This window comes from Thermostichus sp. MS-CIW-34 (assembly GCF_054060435.1).
The window spans coordinates 16,059-39,836 of record NZ_JBSSDE010000009.1; the positions used below are offsets into that span (position 1 = coordinate 16,059).

Below are 23,778 nucleotides of genomic sequence, written 5' to 3' on the forward strand. Positions count from 1 at the left end.
GATGTTACTGCTGTTCAACTTGGTCTTGACACTGCTGCTGGCTTTGGGAGTGGCAGTCCTGGCCGGGCAAAACCCCACCACCCTGACCGTACATTTCTTAATGTGGCGCTCGGTGGAGCTGCCTTTGGGATTTCTCATCGCCGCGGCTGTCGGCTTGGGCCTGTTGACGGTGGGGCTGGGCTCTCTCCTCTGGCCTGGGCGCAGCTTTTCTGCCACCGCCCGCCAATTACAAGAGCGGGTGCGCCAACTGGAAATGCAGGATCAACCGCCCCAATAACGGCCAATTCCCAAAGGGATCCCTCTGCTTTCTGGCTTTGGCTCAACGGCTTCGATCCCCTGCAATTCTACCTGCAATTCTATAGTTGACTTGACAATCTTGTCGCTGGCCCTAGGGAAAGCATGCTGGAATGGCCCACCGATGCGAGACTGGGCGTAAGCTGAGATCAGGATCCCTTCGCCGTCTGCTTGAGCAGTGCGTATCTCCAACCGTAACCATGGCTTATTTTCAACCTACTTCCCCGGATAGCTCTCCCCAAGACCCACGGGCCCTGCGCAAAGCCCTGCGCGGATCCAGCACCTACTTCGCCAAGGGGTTTGAAGAACACAAGGATCAGGCTCAACTGGAGCTGCAAACCACCTACAAAAGCCCCCTTGTGGAGCAAATCCGTGCCCAGTCCTACCGCTATCAGCGGGGCGACATTACCATTCACCTGGCCAGGGCCTTTGGCTTTTGCTGGGGCGTGGAACGGGCGGTGGAATATGCCTATGAAGCGCGGCGACGCTTTCCGGATCGGCAACTGTGGATCACCAACGAGATCATCCACAACCCTCTGGTAAACCAGCACCTGAAGGAGATGGGGATCCGCTTTGTGGAGAAAGGCCCGGACGGCAAGAAGGACTTTTCTCAGATCCGGCCCCAAGATGTGGTGATTTGGCCTGCTTTTGGGGCGAGTGCATCGGAAATGGCGTTTTTTCGGTCGCAGGGCAATGAGATTGTCGATACCACCTGCCCCTGGGTTTCCCGCGTGTGGAACCAAGTGGACAAGCACCGCGCGGCCCAATTTACCTCTGTCATCCACGGCAAGTACAACCACGAAGAAACCGTAGCCACCAGCTCCTTTGCCGAAAAGTACCTGGTGGTGCTGAACCTGGAAGAAGCGGAATGGGTCGCCCGCTACATTTTGCAGGGCGGAGATGCGGCAGAATTTCGGCGGCGCTTCGGCAAGGCCACTTCCCCCGGTTTTGATCCGGATCGCGATCTGGAGCGGATCGGCATCGCCAACCAAACCACGATGCTGGAAGGGGAGACCCGCGCCATTGCCAAGCTGTTTGAGACCACCATGCTGCGCAAATATGGCCCCCAGGAGTTAGACAACCACTTCATGAGCTTTAACACCATCTGCAATGCCACCCAAGAGCGGCAGGACGCCATGTTCGAGCTGCTGGAGCAGCCTTTGGATGTGGTGGTGGTGATCGGGGGGTTTAATTCCTCGAATACCACCCACTTGCAGGAAATTGCCCTGGCCAAAGGCCTGCCCTCCTTCCATATCGATGGCCCCGACTGCATCCAACCCAACAACCGCATCCGTCACAAGCCACTTCACCAAGACCCGACGGTTACCGAAGGGTGGCTACCCGATGGGCCGGTGCAAATCGGCATTACCTCCGGTGCCTCTACCCCAGACCGCGTTGTTGAAGAGGTGATTCAACGCATCTTCGCTCTACGTGAAGAACCCCGGCGGATCCCTGCCTAGGGATCCCTTCCCTCTCCCTCTTGAGCGTGCTCAACACCCTTTTTCAGGTTTATCCTCCCTTGCTGGGCTGGACGCTGCTGGGTTTTTTTCTCCAGAAGGGGCTGCCCGGCGACTGGAAGCGTTGGCTGGATCCTCATGCTTTGGGGCGGTTCATGTTCTGGGTGGGGGTGCCCCTCAGCATTGTCGGGTTTATGCAGGGGGTGGATCTGTCGGGCCAAATCTGGGTCGCCCCTCTGATCTGTTGGCTGTCGGTGGGGCTGGGGTTTGCCTTGACCAGCGCTTGGCTGTGGTGGCAGCGCCACAACTGTTGGAGCAGTGCCCAGCAGGGCAGCTTTCACCTAACCGCCACCCTGGGGAACACCGGGTATTTGGGCTATCCCATCTGTCTGGCTGTGGCCGGAAGGGCTTACTTTGGCTGGGCCCTGTTCTACGATCTGCTGGGCACTCTGTTCATGGCCTACGGGTTTGGCGTGTGGGTGGCCAGCCGCCACGGCAGTTCCCATGCTCAGCCTTGGCAGGTGGGCCTCCACATTCTGCGCACCCCTGCCCTCTGGTCGTTTGCGATGGGCCTACTGCTGACCCGCGAACCCCTGCCGGGTTGGCTCTCTCAAGGGTTGGCGGCTTTTGCCTGGAGCATGATCCCGCTCAGTTTGATGATTTTGGGGATGCGGCTGGCCCAGGTGAAGCGCTGGGGATCCTTTCTTGCCGCCGGAGTGGCCCTCTTGATCAAAATTGTGATTGTGCCGCTCTTGGTGGGAATCGGCCTTGCCTTCACCCCCTACCCGCCTCTGGCCAAGCTGGTGCTGGTCCTGCAGAGCGGTATGCCCCCCGCCATCGCCACCCTGGTGCTCACGGAAGAATACGACTTGGATCGGGAAATTACCGTCACCGCCTTGGCCGTGGGGTACTTGGCCGCCTTGCTGACCTTGCCCCTCTGGCTGGGGCTGTGGGGATCCTAATAGGCCAGGTGAGACAACGTCTGCTCTAGGTAGCGATGCACCAGTTGATCCAGCTCTGCTTCCTGAGTGGGCAACTCCCGGCCCTGGAGCCATCCCCGAAAACCCGAGCTTTCCACAATGGCCTGCCGCAATGGCTTCCAAACTGCTTGCGTGCGCAGTGCTGTATCGGAGCTGAGAGCAGGACTGATCATGAGAAGAAGGTGAGTAGGAGTGGTTCACCCTCAGAATAGCTTGGATCCCAGTTGACTTTGGCTCTCTAGGATACAAATCTCCCCTCTATGCTGAGCAAGCCTTCTCTCAGTCGCTCAAGCCAAAAAATCCTCAATATAGTCATTCCAAACTAGATTGAGACACTCCCCAGGCGTTCCGCGCTGCTTCCGCGGCCACCCCCAGACCTTCTCCCAGAGGGAGAGAGGAGCTGGACAGAAATGTTTCATTCCTGTTTAAAATGACCATACATCCCATCAACTCGAGCAAGAGGCCCAGGGATCCCTAAACGAACAATTGGCTGCGCTGCTCGACCCGTAAAGTTGGCCCCAAGGCATTGAGAAGAGAGACGCCGTAGCTGCGGACGATAATGCGGCTATCCAAAATAGCCACCCATCGAGTGGGGGAGCTGGGGTCTTCTCCCGAATCAGAGCCTTGCCGCAGAGGCGCGACGGCCCGTTGCAACTGGGCAGCAGCCACCGGCAAAAGGTACTGACGAAACCAGTCCTGCTGGGTGCGTTGCAGATATTGCACCCGTCCGGCCACCCTTGGGTCTTCCACAGAAGGGAAGGGCAAAGTGGTGATCACCATCAGTTCCGGGCGAGGCAAGCCGGCCTTGTGGTGTAGCCAGTAGGGCCAGTCGCAGACCAAAATGCCCTTTTCGCCCGGAAAAGGGCTGTTTACCCGCACCCGCGAGCCGAATTCGGCAGCCAAAGCCGCCCCCACCTGTGCCTGCAGAGGTTGATCCGACACCAACACCACCACGAAGCCCTGCGCCTGAGGGATCAAGTTTTTCAGCTCTTGCAGCAGGTGATCCCGAAATAGAGGGCTGTTGGGCAGGGGGAGGCGCGGCAAGTAAAGGGAAAGCTCCGCCCCGCCAGAACGTGGCCAACCCTCGCCTGAGGCAAACCGCAGCGGCGTCAGATCCGGCAAGCCCAACCGTCGCCGATAGGTTTCCGCCTGGCGATCCAGATCCAGCGCTTCCCCAATAATCACCACCGGCTGTGTGGCCCAAATGGGGGCCAACCAATCCTGCAGAGCCGCCGGGCTGTGGTGAAGGGTGAGGCGACCGGTTTCTCGGTCGGTTTCGGCCCACCAAATCCATTTGGAGACGGGATCCCCCTCAGAGCTGAGCCGCCGGCGGATTTGATCCCAGGGATCCGGCAGCCAGCCGGGGTAGCCTGTCACCAAAGACAGCACAGCATCCAGGTGAACCTGTTCATCCGCATGAAGCAGACAGCGGGAAAGAGGCCGCCGCAAAAGCTGAAGGGACAAATTGACCTGAACCTGGGAGAGCTGCTCCGCCTCGGCAGGGAAGATTTGCCGGAGCTGTTGCCAATGGCTGGCTTCCAGGGTCACCGTTAGCGCCTGGTAGGCCCAATCTTCTAGGTCTTCGGCTCCATCCAGGATCAGAGGGATCCCTGTCGGCACTTCCGAGGATCCCTTTCTCAGGCGAGCTTGCAGCCAATCCAGGGGATCCACCAACAGCAACCCCTGGAAATCGGGATCCGGCCAACGGTCTTTTTGCAGGACGGGCTTATGCAACTGCAGGGTGTGCTGTAGCCAGGGGATCTCTTCCCCCAAAATTTGCGCCTGCACAGGAGCTGTGGCACAGAGCAAGGTGGGGTTGGGCCACATCAGGGCCGGCAGCAGATAACTGAGGCGGTGCTGACCCCCAGCAGGCACCTGGATCAAGGTGCTGCGACCCAACCGCAACCCTCGCGCCACCATGCGAGCCATCGTCAACTGGTGGGGCCACAGGGCTTCGGGAGACTGCCGCAAAAGCTGCCGCAACTGTTGGTGGACTTCAACCTCAATCACAGTTCAGTACGCCGGGGATCTGCCACAGACGGTAGGGTGAACTAGCCTATTCTAGGGTAGAGAAGAAAACCAAATCCCATCTCTGGGGTGAGCGATGTCTCTTCTTTCTGCTGTTCCCACAGAGGGCCAACCCGTTGCACAGACGGGATCCCTGCTTCTAGACCGCTCCGGGTGGGGCCGTTTGCGCATGAAGGGATCCCCAGGCTTGGACTATCTGCACAACCAAAGCACCCAAAATCTGAAGGCCCTCCAGCCAGGGCAGGGGGCCGACACGGTTTTCGTGACCCCCACCGCCGGCATCCTGGATTTGGCAACGGTGTACGTGGGAGAAGAAGACTGCTGGATCTGGACTTCACCCCAGCGGCGCAGCCTGCTGATGCAGAGTTTGGGGCGCATGCTGCCTTTGGTGCGGGGAGCACAGTTGAAAGATGAGACAGATCAGACCTTTGGTTTTGGATTGCTCGGATCCCAGAGTCAGGCTCTCCTGGAGAAAGTGGTGAGCTCAGAAGAGATCCCGACCGGGCCTCATGAGCACCGCCCCGTGGAGATCCAGGGGATCCCTGTCCATCTGGCTTGTGGCACGGGTCTTGCCCAGCCGGGGTTTACCCTCTGGGGCGCCATTGACCAGAAAGCAGCTCTTGAAGAATGCTTGCTCCAAGCCGGAGCCAAGCTGGCCCCACCTGAGCTGTGGGAAGTCCTCCGCCTAGAAGCGGGTCGCCCCGCCGCCGACCGAGAGCTGACCTCAGACTACAACCCCCTAGAAGCCGGCCTGTGGCAGGCTATTTCCCTTGACAAAGGTTGCTACGTTGGCCAGGAAGTCTTGGCCAAGCAGGTAACCTACCGGCGCATTCGGCAAACCCTGTGGGGGATCCGCCTTCAAGGAGAGGCTCAGCCCGGCACAGAGATTTTGCGGCAGGGGGAAAAGATTGGTTTACTGACCAGCGCGGGCTTGACTTCGCAAGGGTACCTGGGATTGGGATACGTGCGCACCAAGTTTGAGCCCGCCGAAGGTCTACAAGTAGAAGTCGGCTCGGTGCCGGGAGTCCTGACTCGAATGCCGTTTTTGAGCTTTCCGCCTATTGTCTGAGGTTGTTTTTGCAGACCTCTCTCCTCTCTTTTCTAGAGGGAGAAGCTTAGGCGAAACACCGCAACTCACCAGTCAAAGTGGCGGCGAAAGCGGGGATCCCGTCGATCCTTTTTGCGTCGGTTACAGGTTTTGCACAACGTTTGCAGATTGCTGATATCGTTACTGCCCCCTTGGGCAATGGGGATGATGTGATCGATCTGAAGCTGAACCTCTGGGGGCGACTTTCCGCAACCGCGACAACGGAAGCCGTCTCTTTGGAAAACATACTCCCGCACGGCTGCTGGAATTAGAATCCTTTCGCCGGATTTTCTTTCTTTCATCGTTATTCATCCATACTGCGAAGATCGTCCAGTGGAGACTTTTCATCTAGAGGTTCTAATATCTCTTGGTCGGGTTCTTTTATCAGAAATTCAGGATTGTCAGGATAAAAGTCAATCGTAACTTCTACTCTTACTTTTACTCTACCGGTCTGCCAACCGTTAGTTTTAGGAGAAAGAATCGAGCATGGAACTCCTTTATGGAAAAAATGAACCTGATCTTCATAGGGAATACCTGTTTGTATCTGTATCTCAAACGAACTCAAGTAACTGTCTAGTCCTCTTCCCATTTGGTCAAACCTCAGGAAATAAGAATTGATAGAATCGCAAAGCTTGGAAATCATGTAGACTTCCTGCTTATTGTTCTCGTTGATAAAAGTGATAACTCCGTCTCGCAGTTGGCTAAGATTAATGGATGTTTTTGTCATCTTATCGACCTCAAGACATAGAGACAACTTGAACAGCCCGTAAATCATCCAGTATAGAATCCTCTAGTTTTCTGGGAGCGCTATCTCCAGAATCTCTATATGGGTCATCAGGAACAAACTCGAGATAAACTTTGACTGATATCTTGCCAGAGATCCACGACTTTCTGGGCTGTAAGACTCTAGATTCTATTCCATCCACGAGCATTTTAATGTCCGCATAAACCTTTCTTGATTTAAGGTAACCGTTTGTCCGTAAAGTATCTGAAAGAAGGTAATTAATAATTGCACTATGCAATCTACTTGGAAGGTAGACTTGATCACCAATTCCAACGACAGTTTCCCTATCATCTGACCTAAAAACTATCGGATCGACCACGGCATTGTCTCCTATTGCTAACAGACTTTACTGACTGACATCTCCCCGAATGTCATCCAAAGGCGATCTACTGCTCCCTGATCCCGTTTCTTCTGGCTCAAACTCAACCACTAGTCTCATCCTAACTCTACCAGCAATCCACGGTGAGCCAGGACGTAAGAGTTTAGCAGGAATTCCTTTCACGTTAGTTATTCCGTTCAAGTTGCTCCATAGAATCGAGACTCCCTTTTCGCTAAGTTTGCTGGATAAGTAGGATCTGATACTCTCATAAACAATCTCTGAGTACACCTGAGCAAACTCTTGCGAGTAGATTAGGCGTCCTCCTATATCAATGACAGTATTTTGGAAAATATCTAGCTCAACAAAGCACTCCTGAGATTGATCATTACTTGACACTTGCCCAACCCCCTCTATGTCTCTCTGGCTTAGGCTAGCTCTCACTTTCGCGAAGGTCATCCAGAGGGGATCCACTGCTGCTCTCTGAGCCTGTATCCTCTGGCTCAAACTCTACAATGATCCGCAATCTGACTCTGCCTTTTTCCCAATCCTTCTTGCCTGGCACCAAGAGCTGACAAGCAAGTCCCTGCCCAAACCACTTCGCTTCTTGCAACAATTTTTCTTCTGGCTTGGGAGCAAGAAGGCTACTGGCAATGTTGAGCAAGTCTTCCGGCGGCAGGATCCCTGAGGATCTCAAGGCCGCAATGAACAAGCGATGCAGCTCTTCTTTCTTGGTCAAGTCCTCTTGGGCTGCTTTGACCAAGTTGGCAACCTTGAAAGTTTTCTCCCTTACAGAGAGGATCCCTTCTGGGTGCTGCTGTAGAGGTATCGATTTGGATCCCATGACTTTATCTGGATCAAGTGAAAGGCCAAAAACAAAGACAAGCCGCTCTATCTCAAATCATCGAGAATGCTATCCAACTCTGGAAAACTCTCGTCTATGGGTGTAGAACGACCAAGAGCGACTGCTTCGCTTGCATTGCTGTCACCTACTTGCTGTTCAGGAAGACTTGCCAAAATCTGAACTGACTCACCAACAGAGGAAGGCTCAGGACGAGTAATCAAGGGCAGCATCTCGCGATTGAGGCCCAAAGCCTGCAGGCAGAGGTTGATCCCAGAAACAGCTTGGTTGTACTTGTCTATGCTTGCCTCCAGTTCTTTCAACCGCTGTTGGTTAAGCGCAATTTTCTCTTCAGCCTCTTTTCTGAGAGTTGCTTCCATGAACTGCTTTGCTTCTGGGTACTTTTGCAAAATCTCATCGGCTACTTGCTTGGCAACCGGCAATAGCTGAGTTTTCAGAGTATTGTTGGTCTCTTGTCGGAAGCTAGAACGCACTGTCTGGTTAATTTTCGGCTCGAAGTCAAGCTTGAGTAATTGTCGGATTCCAGGCTCTGCGTCTTGAATGGCAGAGATGTCGTATGATTGGCTGGTTTGTTTTAGGACTTCTCGAAACTGGTAGATCGAGAATGTTCCTTCCTCATAGAAGCGGGGACTTTCTCTGAGGTAGCGGTCGCACTCTTTTCGGGCACCATTGACAAGAGAACTCAAAGTTACCTCCTTAACCAAAAGAAGCTTTTTCTCCAAGTCCCCATCGGATCCCAGTAGGCGAAACAACTGCCTGTAGTAGCTCGAGCTGCGAACTTCATCAACAAGGCGACGAAAGAAGTTCTCTACAAGCGTGCTGGCTGATTCTACCAGGATGTCCTCTAGATGGTTGGACAAATAATAAAAGGCTTCGACCAATACAGCTAAGAATGGAGCTGTGGAGTTGCGGGGACGAATGCGAACGGCTTGACTGTAAACATTGTCCAACGAAAAAGTATCCAAAAGCTCATCTAGCCTCCGTACCATCCTAGCCTGCAATTTACGGAAATCGTTCTCAAATTCTTTGTTTTCTCCGTTAATAACTTTATTGACTACTGTCTGGATATGCTCGTCAAACTCTCGGCCAATACTGGCTAGCTGCTGATTGATCAGCGTCAGCTCATAGGAAATCATGCTGTCAATCTCTTTGGGCTGGCTATCAATGTCTCGGTAGAGATCTAGATAGGACTTCCTCATCTCGATGCAGAGAGGTTGCAAATCATCGGCCAGCGCGGAAAATAGCTGTGGCCGCTTTTCTTCCGTTAAATAACGAGTGATCCCAGCCCGAAAGTCTTCAATACCGCTATCTTTAATCATATACTCAATCAAAGGTTTTCCCCACTCCCTCAGAATCCGAACGTAGTTATTTATGGGTGTGTCGTACCCATGTACAGAAGGGCGGAACGGGGATCCAACCAACCTACCTGACGTGCAGTACTTGTTAAACTCGCTGACAAACTGGGGCGTTTCTTCCTCACCACCCAATTCTTTGATGCTTTCTGAAAAGATTGTATCCAGTCCAAATCGATCCTCAGGGGTAGTTGTCTTGATCTGGGAACCATAGAAGCCGAGAAGGCCGCTTGTCTTAAATACGCGGAGTTGACGAAACTGCTGGTCGATAATGTTTTCTAGTCTATGCTTTAGTTGTGCGTTGTACCAAGTCTCATCAATCCGGTTAAACACATAGAAGACCCGATCCCTGATGCTGTCATTACCTTGAATGTGTTCAATAAGTTCTGTCTCTTCCTTGGTTAGTTCGCCTGTTGCAGCACACTTGAGAACGCAAACAACTGCGGACGTATCCGGATCGGCAATTTTTCGATAGGTGCGCTCTGCATCTGCTTTGACTGGAGCATCGATCCCAGGAGTATCGACAATAACGTTTCCATCTTCCAGCAAGGGGTGGTGGCAATAGTATTCCACCTTTCGCAAAACTGCGCTATTGGCGCCGCGCCGGGCAAAACCCGCAGCTTCTCTTAGGTTGCCGAAGTTGAGCTGCTCCATTGAGAAAACTTTGTTCTCGGTAGGGTGAATTTTGTCCCGGTTCTGCTGGAAACCTGTAATCAACAAGCGAAGTGCATCCGCCTGCTTCGCCCGCTCTGACTTGCTTTTGCCTCCCTCCTGCTGAATAATAGCCTCAGCACGCTCCTTCAGGGGATTCAGTGCAGTGTCTTCCAGCCTGCTGAGTGACGGAGCCAAGTTTAGGAAAGCGCAGAAGGCGGTCATCTGTTCTTGCACTTCCTGCTCGCTAAGAAAAGTGAGCACTACCCTCTCCGCATTTGGCTCTGCGTAGGCGATGTAGCACTCTGTCCCTGTGGCGTGCCCTTCGGCGCTGTAGAGAAGCTCTCTTTCTAAGAGGGCATTGATTAGCATAGACTTGCCGGCACTGAAAGCACCGGCAAAGACAATCTCGAAGGTTGGAGAAATAGCTTTGCTGAGGGAAGCTTGAATCCGAGTGGTATCTTGCTTGCCTGAAAAAGTGGAATCCTGATGCCAGAGTTGCAGGATAGCTTCAACCTGCTCTTTCAAGTTCTCACACTGAGGCAGGAGCTTTACAGACATAAGAGAGCGATCTCCACAGAGGCTGCCGGGATTATAACTTGCCTATGCTTGAGGTGAGGATTCCTACAACAATTTTCTTCAGTCCCGGAGCTGTGTGGCTATATGTGCATACACGTGAAGAGAGAAGAGCAGAACTCCCCAGACCGACATAGCAAAAAGGCTTAGGTCGTTGACCCAAGCCCGCCTCAGCATACTCATACCAGATGCCAGGAACCAGACTTGAACTGGTGACACGAGGATTTTCAGTCCTCTGCTCTACCAACTGAGCTATCCCGGCTTTGGGCTTACTATCTTACGATGTCGAGGGGGGTTTTGACAACTGGTGGCGCCCCCAATTTAGCCAATCAATTTCTCCAAAGCCTCCATCTGGGGGATGCAGAGAACATCTCGGTTGCGATCCCGGCGGATCAGCTCCTCTTGCTCCAGCTTGGACAGGACGCGAGTGACCGTTTCCCGGGCTAGGCCACTTAGGCTGCTCAGCTCCCGATGGGGCAAGTTGGGGATCTCTACGCCACTTCGGCTAACCCGGCCACGGGATTCGGCCAAAAACAGCAGGATATCGGCAACACGGGCCGTACTACTGGCCTCGCGCAACTGCAGACGACGGTTGATCTGCCGTAAGCGGCGCGACATGAGCTGAGCAAGGCGGATGCCGGCCTGAGGATCAGAAGCCAAAAAAGCCAGAAAGTGTTGGGCCGACAGACAACCGACTTTGGTGGCGGTTAGAGCTACAACGTCGGTAGAGCGAGGTGCTTCATCCAAAGCAGCCATCTCCCCGAAGATTTCTCCTGGACCAAGAATGGTGAGGGTGATCTCCCGGCCTTCGAGATCATGGGTGCGAATCTTGACCCACCCTTCCAGGATGAAATAAACGGCGTTACCCCAGTCATTTTGTAACAAGATGGCCTGGTTGACCGGGTGGGAGCGCAACGACATTTGCCCGGCCAGAGGCTCTAGCCTCTCAGGAGGAAAGCCCTCGAACAGGAGCATCAGGCGTAGGTCATCTGGAGTTACATCGCTCACTGTTGGATCCTCCTGCACGGGGTTGGTTCTGGTTGAGTGGGATGGGAAAAGGGTGGGCCTGCACAGACACGTCAACATGCCCCTCAGCCTACCGTCTCTCTCAGGTCTATGGCCCGCCGAGGCGAACTGCGTACCAATAGGACAGAGCTTTAGACCCAATTTTGACCTCTACTTTGGAAAGGGATCCCTGCACAACAAAAGCTGCTGCCATCCTCTAGCCCAGAAACGGCAAAATCCATCTTGCTGATAGCAATTTTCTCGAGTTTGTGCAGTTTGAGTCGAGATCTAGACCTGCTGAAGTTGAGATGGCCAATCTTGGCTGGTATCCAAAACCTTTAAAAAAGGCCGTTCCGACTCGGAAAAATCCTGCCAGTGGGCCTGCTGTTGGGAGAGCATCTCGGCGGTGGCATCGGCAATGTCGGCAGAGTGCTGCTGATCTCCATCGCTGGAACCAGCTGGGGCCAAGAGGGGTTGAGGAGCTGGGCTGCGGCGTTGCAGGCGCTCCCGCAAAACAGGTTCAGGGGCGTAGCAGTGGAGGATGCGCAGTGGGATCCCTTGGCGTTGGGCCTGATCAATGGCCATCCCCCGCAGGGCTTGCCGGTCAAACTTGGCGTCCAGAATCACGGTGTAGCCTTCCTGGGCCAGCTCTACTCCCAACTGCACCAAGCGGCGGTAGGTTTTATCGGTCATCTCCGGGGTATAAACCTCCGGCCCCCCCCGTTGCCGCAGAGGGATCCCGGCCAAATGCTTGCGCACCGCATCGGAGCGAATGTGAATGGCTCCCCGCTGACGGGCCAAGTGGCGGGCTACCGTGCTTTTGCCGGATCCCGACAATCCCGACATCAGGAACAACTGCCCCCGCTTGGGGAGGGTGTATTCCCAGGCAAGACGGTAATAGCGGGCGGCGGTGCTAAAGGCTGTGGCCTTGGCTTCCTCTGTTGCCGTGGGATCCTCCAGCAAAAAAGAGGTGACCTTGGCCCGCACGTAGGCCTGCCGATTGAGGTAAATAGGCAAGATCTTCAACCCTTCCCAATCTCCGGTTTCTTCCAGGTAGGTGTTCAAATAGGCGTTTCCCAGATCGGGGCGATGGCGGGCATCCAAATCCATCACCCCATAGGATATGTCGTACATGACATCCACAAAGCGGAAGGCTTCATTAAACTCGATGCAATCAAAAAGCAGGATCTTCCCTTCCCAAAAACAGATGTTGCCTAGGTGCAGGTCTCCGTGGCATTCACGAATGCGGTTTTGTTCTATTCTTTGTTGAAACAGCTCCTGCCGCTCAGCAAAAAAGCGATCGGTGTAGGCTTGGGTTTCTCGATATTGCTGAGCTGTTTGTGGGCCGCCGACGTAGCGCTGGGTTTGGGCGTAATTCTCGTCAAAGGCTTCTCGCACCCGTTCTGGCCGGCCAAAGCTGCGGATGTAGTCGTTGGTCTCGGTTTGGGCATGAAACGTCGCCACCACCCGCCCCAGCTCCTCCATCAAGGACGGCGTTAGCTCTCCCCGCTCAAACAGGTTGCTGAACAGTTGCTCTTGGGGAAATTGCCGCATTTGCAGAGCGTATTCTATGGGCTCGCCGCTGCTGTTGAACTGAAATCGGCCATCGGTCTGGACAATGGGCAACACTTGCAGATAAAGGCCGGGAGCACCGCGCTGGTTCATGCGCAGCTCTTCTTGGCAAAAGTGGCGCCGCCTCTCCAGGGTGGTGAAGTTCAAAAAGCCAAAGTCCAAAGGCTTTTTCACTTTATAGGCATAGTCGCCTGTCAGCAGAATATAGGAAATGTGGGTTTGAATAAGCCGAATGGGATCCTGTACCGGATGAGGGTAGAAGGCGGGATCCAGCATCGCTTGGATCAAGGGGGGCAGGTGGGTATCGACCATGAAAAACGATAGAGATGGAAAAAGGGCTTGGACGGGGATCCCTATCTTCCGCCGACAGAGCAGATTGTCCTCCACCTATTCCTTAAAGGGCAAGGCGGCTTCTTGGGGGGAAAGACGGATGAGGCTGATCCCCTGCTGAATTAGCGTATCTTGAGCAGCACCGGAAAGAGCGTAGGGCCAGACCAGATATTTGGTGTTGATGTAGTCTTGTCCGCGCTTGGCCAGGTTTACCTGTTCCGAGAGCATGCGCACGTCTGGCCCGCGGCTGATAGTGGCTTCGGCCCGGCGAATGCGCTGCATCAGTTGGCTGAACAGCTCTTGGGGCTGCTGCACAAACACCACAATGGCCAAGTCACAGGGGTTGTAATAGTTGCCGATGCCGCAGAGGAGCAGGGCTTCACTGGAGAGAACAAGGGTTTCTTGATCCCCCAGAGCCACCACCGGATACAGAAAGGTGCGCACATCCTCCAGTTGCCAGTGGTTAAAAGAGTGGCTATCTACCTCCCCCCGTACCCAAGAGGAGATGGCAGGAAAAACTGCTTCGCTCAACAGTCGATAGGCCGTCTGGGGTCGCCCTAGCCAGCAGAGGGCATTTTCGTAGAAGCTCTCGTTCTCCAGCAGGTGGGGGGTGAGAGGAGCAACCATGGGCAGATCCTCAACGGGCTTTCTCCAGCATGCCTACTCGGGGATGGTTAAGGCAATTTTGCCCAGAACGGATCCCTGCTCCAGCAACCGGTGGGCGGCAGCCGCTTCGGCCAGAGGAAAGGTGTGGCTGAGCTGGATCCGCAGTTGGCCTTGGTCGATGAGGCGGGCACATTGCCTGAGGATTTCCGCCTGATTTTGTTGGGCGTTGGTCAGGCTTTTCAGCATCGGGGTGAGCATCAGCTCAAATCCCACCCGCAAGTTGCGGTCGCGAGCCACCCGCCAGTCGATCTCTGGGGCCGGGGCCAGCAGGGTGACGATATCTCCGTACACGCGCACTGCGGGGAAGGTCTGCTCCAATAGCTTGCCGCCCAAGGTATCTAGGGCAAGATCCACCCCCTCTCCCCCTGTCCAGTCCAAAACGGCGCGCACAAAGTCTGTCTGCCGGTAGAAGATGGGCAAGCCGGCGCCTAGGGAACGGACAAACTCCGCCTTTTCCGGGGTGCTCACGGTGGTGGCCACTTTGGATCCCCGTAGACGGGCCAGTTGAATGGCCACATGGCCAACTCCACCCGCTCCCCCGTGGATGAGCACACTTTGGCTGGCCTGGAGACGCCCCCGGTCGTAAAGCGCTTCCCAGGCGGTGATCAGCACTAGCGGGGCAGCAGCAGCCTCCGCAAAGCTCAGAGTTCTGGGCTTGGGAGCCACAAAACGCTCGTCCACCACGATCAGCTCGGCGTAATTCCCCGCCTGCCTGCCCAGACCCCCGTGGCAGAAGTACACCTCGTCTCCCACTGTAAAGTGCCTAACTCCGGATCCCACGGCTTCCACAACGCCGGCACCGTCACACCCCAAAATGGCGGGCATCTCCTCTGGATAGAAGGTGCCCCGTTGCCGCAGTTTGGTGTCGATGGGGTTGACGCCGGCTGCCCTCAGACGGATGCGCAGCTCCCGCTCGCCGCGAATTTGGGGCTCAGGTACTTCTCGGAGCTGCAGAACCTCTGGCCCGCCGGGCACACTCATGACTACGGCTTTCATGCGCTCAAGTTGTCAGCTTCAGTTGGGTTGGCCCGCTCAAAGGATGCAGGGTAGAGTTTGTTCTGGTGATGAGAAGATGGGCATCTCCCCATTGGGGTGTTGCTTTGCAACCCTGCGGAGTCTTGCAGCTGCTCTCTAGCCTATTTTAGCTAAACCGCCGGGAAGCCCCGCGCTGTATGCGCAGGGTCAACATACCCACGCAAAACCGAAGCCGTCACCCCACTCCATGAAGCAATAAAAAGGCTAGTAAACTACCCGACACCCGCGCTATGCGCAGGGTGCGGGCTTTATCCCAATCCCTAGCGGCCCCAGAGGACAGCTAAGTTTCGGAATTTCAGGCGAGTTTACAGTCGCCCCAAGGAGAGAGATTACTTGAGCAGCGTTATGGTCAGCATCCCCTTCCAACCCACAATGTCCACACTTGAACGACTTGCCATTGCGGTAGGACTTACCCCGCTCAGGGTGGATGTGCAGGCATTTGTGGCAGATCTGGCTGGTGTAGGCAGGCGGCACCAGCACCACAGGCACTCCAGCAATGGCAGCCTTGTAGGCTACAAACATCCTGAGCTGGTAGAACGCCCAGTTGTTAGTCCTGCGCCGCTCAGTCTTGCTCCGAGGCTTCTGATTCAGTCGATCTCGAATGCCTGTCAAGTCTTCAAAAGCCAGTGCCGCACCAATAGCCTGGGCATCCCTGACCAAGGTTTTGCTGATGTTGTGGTTCAGCCATGTCTGGTAGCGTCGTTCTCTCCCAGAGAGCCTTCTCAGCAGCCTCCTAGAACTGCGAGTGCGTTTGGATTGAACCTTGGCGCGTACACGGCTGAACCGGTCACGGACGGCCTGGATGTGTTCTCCACTCCAAGAGCGTCCGTTGCTAGCGGTGGCGATATCTCGCCTGCCCAAGTCAACTCCGATCACCCTTGGAGTCTTGCCAGTCGGGGGAGTATCCAGCTCAACAGCAATGTTGATGTAGTAGTCCCCTTGCTTGGTCTTAGACAGGGTTGCGCTTGTTGGCTTCTGGCCTCGCAGAAGCGCTATCTGGTAGCCACCGATCTTGAGCTTGAGCCAGACTCGCCCGCTTATCAGGGTCACACCAACAGTCTGTTCAGACTCTCGGTACCTAAAAGTACGCGCATCCAAGGTCAGGCTGGTGGGGCGAAACTTGTGGACTTGCTTCACCGCTTTGGCGTTGCTAATCACACGGCGGAGCGCTTGACAGACGTGATTAGCCTTCAGCCCCGTAGCCGCTCTTACCGGTCGATAGACCAAGTGGTGCAGTTTGGCGGTATTCCAGCACTTCTCGCGCTTGGCGGTATCCAAGATCTGGTTACAAGCGTCAGCAAATCTCTGCAAGGTGCGGTCAATCTCTTGACGCAACTCTACAGGGACTATCAGCTTGCAACGTACCGATATAGTCTGGCTCATGGGCCTATCGTAGCTCATCCAGACTTTGACCAGCAAACCTATATAGAGGAGGACTTTCCTCCCGACACCAAGCCTGCGGCTATGGTGCGGGCCTCCAGCCCGAAAATTTGGTGACTAGTGACTAGTCACTACGCACTACTCTACAGGGCGGTGGGGCATCCCGTCCTTTTCGCGTCAGCGGGACGTAGTCCTGAAGCTCAGGAAATGCCTGAAGCGATAGCAGGGGTCACTGAGAAGCCCGCGCTGTGTGCGTAGCAACCCTGCGGGAAGCTAGCTACAGCGTCGGGAGTATGTCACGCAGCCTGCGACTTCATGGGCTCCGAGTAGGCCAAAATGAACTGAATGAACTGGTCGATCTCCAGCAGAATGTGTTCCGCCTCGGCCAGAGAGGCCGGTACGCTTGCCAGCACCTGGGCATCTACTTCTGCAGCCTGCTCCGCTTCTTGCAAGAGGTTCATCGAGTTATGGCTGAGCAGGAGCTCCAGCTCGTTCAGGGTTACCATGGCCAGCTGCTCCTCGGCTTGATGGAGCTTATTTTGCAAAGTCTGAACTTGTTCGGTTTGCACCTTCAGCCTAGCTTCCGCCTGCTCAGCGCGAGACATAGCCAGTTGTGCAGCTTGCTGGGCCTCATCCCGCTGAGCTTTCAGGAAGGTCATCTCTTGCTCCAATTGTGCCAATCGCTCTTGCAGGCTGTAAATGTGCTGATCCCGGTCTCCCAAAGCTCGCTCCAGCTCGCGATTTCGAGCCTCCATCTGCTGACGAGCTTCGTTCGCTTGGGCCAGCTGTTCCGCCAAGTTTGCCATTTCCTCTTCCATGTTGGTGAGCCGACTCAAGCGTTCCAAAACCTGAGCATTTTCGGCTTCCAGTTTCTCAATCAGCGCTTGAGCGCCCAACAGTTCTGCTTTGGTAGAGTCCAGCTCGCCGCAGACTTGGTTGTAGTTGGCGATTAGCTCGCCAAGCCGGGCTTCTTTGGCTTGCAGTTCTTCTCGCAAGGAGTTCATCCAGCGGTCGCTCTGCTCAATCCGCTGTTGCAAGAGCGGCAGTTGAACCAGAGCTTGTTGGGCAGCACTGAAATAGCCAAGGAGTCGTTTGAAGTGGCGCTGTAGGTGGCTGTGGGACTGATCCAATCTGTCGAAGGCTTCGTTGAGAGAGAGATAGGCCTCGCACAGTTTCATGTAGCGCCGAGCCACAGAATCAGGATGATCCATAGGGTTATAGAGTCCAGGTGGGGGTGCCGTGTCTATTTTATGCTGTTCATTCTATTGGCCAAGCCTGGAGAAGGAGGCATTTGATACAACAACTGGGGGCTTAATTTTACTTTAATATCCGGTGCCCCAATCTCTCTTGCGAGCCAAGGCCAAAGAGTCTGCCCCAATACAGCTTCAGACGTTACCCACAGGCTACACAGAGACTAAAGCGGCTCCTCAAAAGCAATTGAAATCTTGTCTTGACCACACAACCGGTTCATCTACATATTTAGTGTTCATGAGAAGATGCCCACGAGCTCTAGCGCTAGATGTGCTGCAAAAGTAGGGCTCTTCATGGCTCAGACCGGCTGGGCATTGGGGATCCCTAGCTTCTCCAAATAGGCGGCTGCCCGCAGCAGTTTGGCTTCTTGATAGGGGGCGGCCACCAGTTGTACGCCAAAGGGCAGGGATCCGCTCTCGCGCAACGGCACTGAAAGCACCGGCAGGCCGATAAACGAGAGGGGCTGAGTGTAGAGGCCGAGGTTGGGCCGAGTGAGAACCTCTACCCCATCGATCACCATCTTCTCTTGGCCGAGCAAGGGGGCAAAGCAGGGGGTGGTGGGGGCGATGAACAGATCGATCTCCTGAAAAATGGCCTGCACCTGCTGGCGATACCAGCGGCGAAAGCGCTGCGCCTGCAAGATCCAACTGGCAGGCAACAGGGCTCCGGCCAAAAAGCGATCCCGGGTGGCCGGGTCAAAGTCGTGGGGGCGAGTTCGCAGGTTGGGCAAGTGCAGGTTGGCTCCCTCAGCAGCCGTGATCAGGAAGGCGGCGGCACGGGCGCGCTGGGCTTCCGGGATCCGCACAGTCTGGCCGACCCCCAAGGCTTGGGCCACCTTTTCTACCCCGGCCAAGATGGGGGGCTCTGCCCCTCGGGCAAAGTAATCATCCGCCACCGCGATGCGCAAGCCCTCGATCCCCTGCCCCAATTGCCCAAAGGTGGGATCTACAGGACGCCGGGTACAGACGGGATCTTGGGGATCCGGCCCTTGCATGACATCGAAGCTGAGGGCAATATCGGCCACTGAACGGGCCAAGGGGCCCACGTGGTCAAAGCTGGCGGCAAACAGAGCCGCTCCTGCCCGCGATAGACGGCCATAGGTGGGCTTGAGGCCGTAGACGCCACACAAAGAGGCCGGTACCCGAATCGAGCCGTTGGTGTCGCTGCCCAGGGCGAGAGGCACCAAACCTCCTGCTACTGCAGCTGCCGAGCCGCCGGAGGATCCCCCCGCACTGCGGCTGAGATCGTGGGGGTTGTGGGTGGGGCCGTAGTGGCTGTTTTCGGTGACGAAGCCGTAGGCGTACTCGTCCATGTTGAGGGTGCCCACCAAGATTGCCCCTGCCTGCTTGAGACGAGCCACCACCGTTGCATCTTGGATGGCCGGGGGATTCTCGCGGTTGATCGCCGAGCCAGCCAGGGTGGTGAGGCCGGCCACGTCAAATAAGTTCTTGACGGCAAAGGGCACCCCTGCCAACGGGCCTACAGGGATCCCTTGAGCCACCTGTCGATCCACCTGCTCCGCCGCTTGTAAGGCCGATTCCTCCAAGACAGCTGTAAAGGCATTGAGCTGGGGATCCCGCCGGCGAATCCGCTCCAGACAGGCGGCCACCACCGCTTGGGCGCTCACGGATCCCTGGCGGACAGCCCTGGCAATAGAGACCGCGTCGGCGCTGCCGAGAAGATGGGGATCCCCGGTCATGGCTGAGGGTCAAAGGTGGGATCTGGCTCAACTATCGGCGGCAACGGGAACTCCAGCACCTGTTGAGCAATGGGCAGAAAGCGGGCAAAATTTTCGATCACCCCTGCTCGGTGTTCAGGATGCAGGGGCAGTTGCAGCAGTTGGGCCATTTGATCGACGTAGGTTTCGGGATCCCAGGGTTGCATGGTTCTAGGGTCAGCAGGCCGGTTGCGGCAAAGATACCACAAGCTCGCCTGCGAACACCACCAGGCAGCCTCCAACAACAAGACCGTCGTTGGCTAGGGAGCGGCCATCTGCACAGCGTTGCCCTGCAGCGACCAGAAGCGCTCGTTGGGCAAGACAGGGCGGGTTATCGCCTGCCGTTCCAGCTCATTCAAAGCAACGCGACGGCTATGTGCAGAGCGATTGGAAGCAGCGCTGGCTTGCAGGCGTTTGCGGAACAGACGCAACTGCTGCTGCTCTGCTTCGGGAGAAACATGCTGGGCAAAGAGGGGATGCAAGATTTTCTCCTCCTGATCAAACTGAGCCCGCAATTGCCGATAGAAGTGAAGGGCAGCAGAGGGATCCACCTGCTGGGGAGTGCGCTCTGATTGGTGCAAAAAGCGCGTCAGCTCCGGAATCTGATCCCCCAGATGTTGCTCCAGCCGCTCAATTTGGTCGCTAAGGTGGGGATCCGCCTGGAGAGCCGACCTGAGCAGGGGGTAGAGAACATGCCGCTCCAGTTGAATGTGGCGGGAGAGGCGCTGTCGCAACCTTTGTACACAGAGGCGTCGCTGCTCCAGATCCAACTCCGGCGCTCGAGACAGGCGAGTCAAAAACTGCAGGATGACGCGGTGCTGTTCAGCACAAAGGGCAACCAGCGTACCGGCAGAGGTTGCTCGCGTCAGCGGGAGGGACTCCTCAGAGGACATGGCATTCACAGCAGAAAAGTTTCATCCTAGCTTAACTTTGTCAAGAAATGATGGCTTGCGTAAGGGTACGGGAATAGCGCAGGTGTCTTGGATACACTCGGGCAGCAATCCTGGGAAAAGTTGTCCAGATCTGAACTCCGGCAACGCCACTCTCTAGGCTTGCACAGGCCAGCGGCGTTTCCAAGCAGAAGTGGGCTCCAAAGGGGATCCCTGCTGTTCCCGTTGGCGTTGCAGACGGATTTGCGCTCTATCTCCTTTCAAGGTGGGATCCCGATAGGGCACGGCAGCGCGGGTTTTCAGGTGTTCCCACTCCATGGGGGAAAGAGGCGGCAGGTGATCGGGTTGGGGCGAGGCCACTGTCCCCGGCCAAGGACGACCTACCGGGGGGGTAGAGCCGATGAAAAGCCCTGCTTCCAACAGAGCCGCTCGCACCGCCGCTGCACAGGAATAGGTGGCCAAAATCCCGCTGGGGCGCATCCGTTCGGCCACGGCCCGCAGGAAATCCACCGTCCACAGCTCTGGGCAAACAGAAGGCGAGAAGGGATCCAAAAACACCGCATCTGCCCACCCCAGCGGCACCTGCAACACCGTTTGCCGGGCATCGCCCCACAGCAGCGTTCCGCGCCAGCGCTCCGATTGCCAGGATCCCTGTTCAATCCAGTGTTGCCATTCTTGCCCAAAGCTCCAGTCGGATCCCACCCCTGCCTGCCAAGCTTGCCGGGGTACTTCCGGGGATCGCTCCAGGCCGATTACCTCCACAAGACAATCGGGCCGGATTTGCCAAATGGTTTCTAGGGCAAGGCCGGAGTTGTAGCCCAAGCCAAAGCAAATATCCAAAAGGCGAATGGGCTGGGCGGGATCCCGCTCCAAAGGCAGCCGATCCAGCCGGCAAGGGCGGACAAACTTCTCCAGAGCCTCCTGAGCGGCACCACTGACGTTGTGAAAAGCCTGTCCAAACTCTTCCGAGAAAAAGGTCAGGGATCCATCCCCTGTGGTCAGCACCTGCCACCGAGTCTCCATCGCTTGCTGTTGTCTCTATTTTCAGTCGGGCGATTCTTTGATAGCTTGAGAACGTTGAGATGTGTTTCGCAGCTCACCGGCAGGGCTCTCAACATCCCTGGCCAGAAAAGGTGTTTCAACGGCTATGTCTTTACTGGATTGGTTTGCGGAACGGCGCAGACAAACCTCTCTAAACCTGACAGGTAGCAGCCCCTTCGACAAAGAGCGTCAGGTAAGAGAGATTGCCGACGGCCTCTGGCAAAAGTGTCCTGCCTGTGACACTCTGACCTACACCAAGGATCTGCAGCAAAACTGGCAAGTCTGCCCTAGCTGTGGGCATCACCATCGCATTACAGCTCCAGAGCGGCTGGAACAGCTTTTGGATCCCGGATCCTGGCAACCCCTCGACGAGCACCTGGCTCCCACGGATCCCCTACACTTTTTCGACCAAAAGCCCTACTCCGAGCGCTTGGCCACCTACCAGGAGCGCACCCAGCTCAAGGATGCCGTCCTGACAGGGTTGGGAAGCCTGGAAGGGATCCCGGTGGCGATTGGAGTGATGGACTTTCGCTTCATGGGCGGCAGCATGGGCTCGGTGGTGGGAGAGAAGATCGCCCGCCTCACGGAACGGGCCACCTGCGATCACCTGCCTTTGATCCTGTTTTCGGCTTCGGGGGGAGCCCGCATGCAGGAAGGGATCCTCAGCCTCATGCAGATGGCCAAGACCTCAGCCGCCCTACAAAGGCACCGCGACGCCAGACAATTGTTCATCTCCGTGCTCACCCATCCCACCTATGGCGGGGTAACTGCCAGCTTTGCCATGCTGGGAGATTTGATCCTGGCCGAGCCGGGCGCGCAGGTGGGGTTTGCCGGGCCCAACGTAATCGAGCAAACCATTGGCAAGGGCAAGCTGCCAGAAGGCTTCCAAACCGCCGAGTACCTGCTGGCCCAAGGGCTCATCGACGCGATTGTGCCCCGTACTGAGCTGCGCAAGCGCCTGGCCCAGTTGCTCTCCATGCACCGTCCCCGTTTGCACATGTCCCTTCCCTCCATAGACTCGGAGGCTTTAACCCTGCAGCCCATGCTGTAGGTAGATCTGGCTGGAACCTGAGATGGGTGGCCGAGGCGGGATCCCTTCCCTGCGGGGGATGGAGTTCCTGCTAAGCTCTGGGGCGGCTCTTACTTCATGGGTTTACACGGCTTCCCTCTGGCTTGTTGGGAGAGGAGCTGGGGGCGAGAGGGCAGATGTTTTTGGAGGGAGCCGCGCTGTCCCTGGGGATCTTCACAAGATTTCCTGGTGGGCGGTAGCGGATGGTGTTAAGGTGGGGCATGAGGTCTTCACCGGAAACGATGGATTTCAAGCTGCGCATCCGTACTGCTGAGACTCCACAAGGGCAAAAACTGGCAATTGTGCCCCTGGAAGGTCGTTTTGATGCCAAGGCCGCCTCAGAAGTTCGGCAATTGCTCCAGCAGGTTTTAGATTTCGGTTACACCAATATGTTGATCGATATGTCGTCGGTCACTTTTATGGACAGCTCTGGGCTGGGGGTGTTGATCTCGGCTTTGCGCAAGTGCCGTGCTGCCGGGGGCAACCTCAGCCTCTGTTGCGTGCCGGAAAATGTGGCCCTCGTCCTCAACCTCACCTCTATGGAAAAGGTATTGACCTGCTTTAGCGACCTGGAGACCGGCATCGCCAACTTTTCCAGCGCTCCCACGGCTCGTTAGGCCGACATTAGGCCTTACTTTTGGGGATCCCCCGATGCTCTTTTCAGCCCATCAGCGAATTCTGGTGATCCCTCTAGCAATTTTCTCAACAATCTTCAGCCATGCCCCAGACCGGCCTCGATACCTTTCAGCTTCTCTACCAGCACCACCGTGGCCCCAGCTTCTGCGAGCGCATGCTGGCAACAGCGCCGGGGCGTTTTAATGAGGCTTTTTGGCAGTTCTGGCAGATGCACATCGAGCCCTGTCTGCCTCCTGCACCGCGCTTGTTGGATCTGGGAACCGGGCCGGGGTTTGCTCTGGGTCAGTGGGCGCAACGCTATCCCGGAGGGCACTTCATCGGGGTGGATGTGATGCCCTACATGTTGGAGCGAGCGGCGGCAGATTTGAAAGGGATCCCTGGAATCCAGCTGCTGCAGGCCGACCTGCACGACCCTCACTTGCCGCTTGCGGCCAACAGCATCGATGCAGCTCAGGCAGTGGTGGTGTTGCACGAGATGGTGCAGCCCTTGCGCTTGTTGCAGGAGGTGTTGCGTCTACTCAAGCCGGGGGGGCGATTTTTGCTGGTGGATTGGGTGCGCGCCCCGCTCAGCCTCTACTTCGATGCCGATACAGAGGCCCAACTCTTCCAGTCGGACACGCCTTTGGAAACGCTGCTGGATCAGTTTACCCACTTCTACGAGCACAATCGCTTCAGCGCCGAAGACCTGGTGTGGTTGTTGGAGAAGGTGGGTTTCGCGGTGGTGGCTCAGCAGCTCTACAACCAAAATCGCTTTGTGCGACTTGCAGCCGAAAAGCCTATCTCGTAAACTACCCGGCTC

Annotated in this window: 25 protein-coding genes and 1 tRNA gene; 7 read left to right on the forward strand and 19 right to left on the reverse strand. The window is 56.0% G+C overall.

The features are described 5' to 3' along the window. The first annotated feature begins 1 nt into the window (after position 1). The 3 genes from ACVWYY_RS04685 (at position 2) to ACVWYY_RS04695 (ending at position 2,713) form a co-directional block, all read left to right on the forward strand. Positions 2–277, forward strand: a complete 276-nt coding sequence (locus ACVWYY_RS04685) for a lipopolysaccharide assembly protein LapA domain-containing protein (protein ID WP_011434193.1) — start codon at positions 2–4, stop codon at positions 275–277. 217 nt (positions 278–494) lie between these two features. Continuing rightward, the gene (locus ACVWYY_RS04690) at positions 495–1,754 is read left to right on the forward strand and encodes a 4-hydroxy-3-methylbut-2-enyl diphosphate reductase (RefSeq protein ID WP_414388748.1); all 1,260 of its coding nucleotides are present in this window, start codon (positions 495–497) and stop codon (positions 1,752–1,754) included. Positions 1,755–1,780: 26 nt separating this feature from the next. After that, positions 1,781–2,713, forward strand: a complete 933-nt coding sequence (locus tag ACVWYY_RS04695; RefSeq protein WP_414357971.1) for an AEC family transporter — start codon at positions 1,781–1,783, stop codon at positions 2,711–2,713. Here ACVWYY_RS04695 and ACVWYY_RS04700 read toward each other — a convergent pair. Continuing rightward, a complete protein-coding gene (locus tag ACVWYY_RS04700) occupies positions 2,710–2,904 on the reverse strand; it encodes a hypothetical protein (protein WP_414349826.1) in 195 nt (64 codons plus the stop codon). The two genes, ACVWYY_RS04695 and ACVWYY_RS04700, sit on opposite strands and share 4 nt — an antisense overlap. 301 nt (positions 2,905–3,205) lie before the next feature. After that, positions 3,206–4,741 (reverse strand): hypothetical protein, encoded by a 1,536-nt coding sequence (locus ACVWYY_RS04705; protein WP_457439709.1) that lies wholly within the window; start codon positions 4,739–4,741, stop codon positions 3,206–3,208. 94 nt (positions 4,742–4,835) lie between these two features. Here ACVWYY_RS04705 and ygfZ point away from each other — a divergent pair, with 94 nt between their 5' ends. Further along, positions 4,836–5,828 carry a CAF17-like 4Fe-4S cluster assembly/insertion protein YgfZ gene (gene ygfZ, locus ACVWYY_RS04710; RefSeq protein WP_457439711.1) on the forward strand — a complete coding sequence of 331 codons (993 nt, stop codon included), beginning with the start codon at positions 4,836–4,838 and terminating at the stop codon, positions 5,826–5,828. Between the two features lie 65 nt (positions 5,829–5,893). On the opposite strand, the gene ACVWYY_RS04715 is transcribed toward ygfZ, so the two are convergent. The 17 genes from ACVWYY_RS04715 to ACVWYY_RS04795 form a co-directional block, all read right to left on the reverse strand. Continuing rightward, positions 5,894–6,148, reverse strand: a complete 255-nt coding sequence (locus ACVWYY_RS04715) for an HNH endonuclease (RefSeq protein WP_011430012.1) — start codon at positions 6,146–6,148, stop codon at positions 5,894–5,896. A gap of 2 nt (positions 6,149–6,150) precedes the next feature. Further along, on the reverse strand, positions 6,151–6,573 hold the full coding sequence (locus ACVWYY_RS04720) for a KGK domain-containing protein (RefSeq protein WP_457439713.1): 423 nt from the start codon (positions 6,571–6,573) through the stop codon (positions 6,151–6,153). Positions 6,574–6,583: 10 nt separating this feature from the next. After that, positions 6,584–6,949: a KGK domain-containing protein gene (locus ACVWYY_RS04725; protein ID WP_414388738.1), complete on the reverse strand. Its 366-nt coding sequence runs from the start codon at positions 6,947–6,949 to the stop codon at positions 6,584–6,586. Between the two features lie 27 nt (positions 6,950–6,976). Beyond that, positions 6,977–7,405 (reverse strand): KGK domain-containing protein, encoded by a 429-nt coding sequence (locus ACVWYY_RS04730; RefSeq protein ID WP_041436828.1) that lies wholly within the window; start codon positions 7,403–7,405, stop codon positions 6,977–6,979. After that, entirely contained in the window at positions 7,380–7,790 is a 411-nt protein-coding gene (locus ACVWYY_RS04735) for a KGK domain-containing protein (protein WP_011430011.1), read from the reverse strand. Before ACVWYY_RS04735 ends, ACVWYY_RS04730 begins: the two co-directional genes overlap by 26 nt. Before the next feature lie 47 nt (positions 7,791–7,837). Then, the gene (locus ACVWYY_RS04740; protein WP_457439716.1) at positions 7,838–10,372 is read right to left on the reverse strand and encodes a dynamin family protein; all 2,535 of its coding nucleotides are present in this window, start codon (positions 10,370–10,372) and stop codon (positions 7,838–7,840) included. Between the two features lie 204 nt (positions 10,373–10,576). After that, positions 10,577–10,649, reverse strand: a tRNA-Phe gene (locus ACVWYY_RS04745). Positions 10,650–10,708: 59 nt separating this feature from the next. Further along, a complete protein-coding gene (locus ACVWYY_RS04750; protein WP_414332238.1) occupies positions 10,709–11,362 on the reverse strand; it encodes a Crp/Fnr family transcriptional regulator in 654 nt (217 codons plus the stop codon). Positions 11,363–11,680: 318 nt separating this feature from the next. Continuing rightward, positions 11,681–13,276, reverse strand: coding sequence for a bifunctional aminoglycoside phosphotransferase/ATP-binding protein (locus ACVWYY_RS04755; protein WP_457439772.1), 1,596 nt, complete (start codon positions 13,274–13,276; stop codon positions 11,681–11,683). A 75-nt stretch (positions 13,277–13,351) separates the two neighbouring features. After that, a complete protein-coding gene (locus tag ACVWYY_RS04760; protein ID WP_414332236.1) occupies positions 13,352–13,921 on the reverse strand; it encodes a hypothetical protein in 570 nt (189 codons plus the stop codon). Positions 13,922–13,954: 33 nt separating this feature from the next. Next, complete coding sequence (locus ACVWYY_RS04765) at positions 13,955–14,956, reverse strand: zinc-dependent alcohol dehydrogenase family protein (protein WP_457439718.1); 1,002 nt, start codon at positions 14,954–14,956, stop codon at positions 13,955–13,957. A gap of 267 nt (positions 14,957–15,223) precedes the next feature. After that, positions 15,224–16,378 carry an RNA-guided endonuclease InsQ/TnpB family protein gene (locus tag ACVWYY_RS04770; RefSeq protein ID WP_457439720.1) on the reverse strand — a complete coding sequence of 385 codons (1,155 nt, stop codon included), beginning with the start codon at positions 16,376–16,378 and terminating at the stop codon, positions 15,224–15,226. A 293-nt stretch (positions 16,379–16,671) separates the two neighbouring features. Next, complete coding sequence (locus tag ACVWYY_RS04775; RefSeq protein WP_457439722.1) at positions 16,672–17,586, reverse strand: hypothetical protein; 915 nt, start codon at positions 17,584–17,586, stop codon at positions 16,672–16,674. 338 nt (positions 17,587–17,924) lie between these two features. Then, on the reverse strand, positions 17,925–19,325 hold the full coding sequence (locus ACVWYY_RS04780; RefSeq protein ID WP_414383519.1) for an AtzE family amidohydrolase: 1,401 nt from the start codon (positions 19,323–19,325) through the stop codon (positions 17,925–17,927). Further along, positions 19,322–19,510, reverse strand: a complete 189-nt coding sequence (locus ACVWYY_RS04785; RefSeq protein WP_011430915.1) for a DUF4089 domain-containing protein — start codon at positions 19,508–19,510, stop codon at positions 19,322–19,324. Before ACVWYY_RS04785 ends, ACVWYY_RS04780 begins: the two co-directional genes overlap by 4 nt. 93 nt (positions 19,511–19,603) lie before the next feature. Then, complete coding sequence (locus ACVWYY_RS04790) at positions 19,604–20,236, reverse strand: hemerythrin domain-containing protein (RefSeq protein WP_457403022.1); 633 nt, start codon at positions 20,234–20,236, stop codon at positions 19,604–19,606. 153 nt (positions 20,237–20,389) lie between these two features. Further along, entirely contained in the window at positions 20,390–21,256 is an 867-nt protein-coding gene (locus ACVWYY_RS04795) for a tRNA (5-methylaminomethyl-2-thiouridine)(34)-methyltransferase MnmD (RefSeq protein ID WP_457439724.1), read from the reverse strand. 124 nt (positions 21,257–21,380) lie between these two features. On the opposite strand from ACVWYY_RS04795, the gene accD reads away from it, so the two are divergent. The 3 genes from accD to ACVWYY_RS04810 all read left to right on the forward strand — a co-directional run bounded on the left by accD (position 21,381) and on the right by ACVWYY_RS04810 (position 23,766). Further along, on the forward strand, positions 21,381–22,325 hold the full coding sequence (gene accD / locus ACVWYY_RS04800) for an acetyl-CoA carboxylase, carboxyltransferase subunit beta (RefSeq protein WP_414344447.1): 945 nt from the start codon (positions 21,381–21,383) through the stop codon (positions 22,323–22,325). A gap of 239 nt (positions 22,326–22,564) precedes the next feature. Further along, a complete protein-coding gene (locus tag ACVWYY_RS04805) occupies positions 22,565–22,960 on the forward strand; it encodes an STAS domain-containing protein (RefSeq protein WP_457439727.1) in 396 nt (131 codons plus the stop codon). Between the two features lie 101 nt (positions 22,961–23,061). Beyond that, positions 23,062–23,766, forward strand: coding sequence for a class I SAM-dependent methyltransferase (locus ACVWYY_RS04810; protein ID WP_414407702.1), 705 nt, complete (start codon positions 23,062–23,064; stop codon positions 23,764–23,766). Positions 23,767–23,778 lie beyond the last annotated feature (12 nt).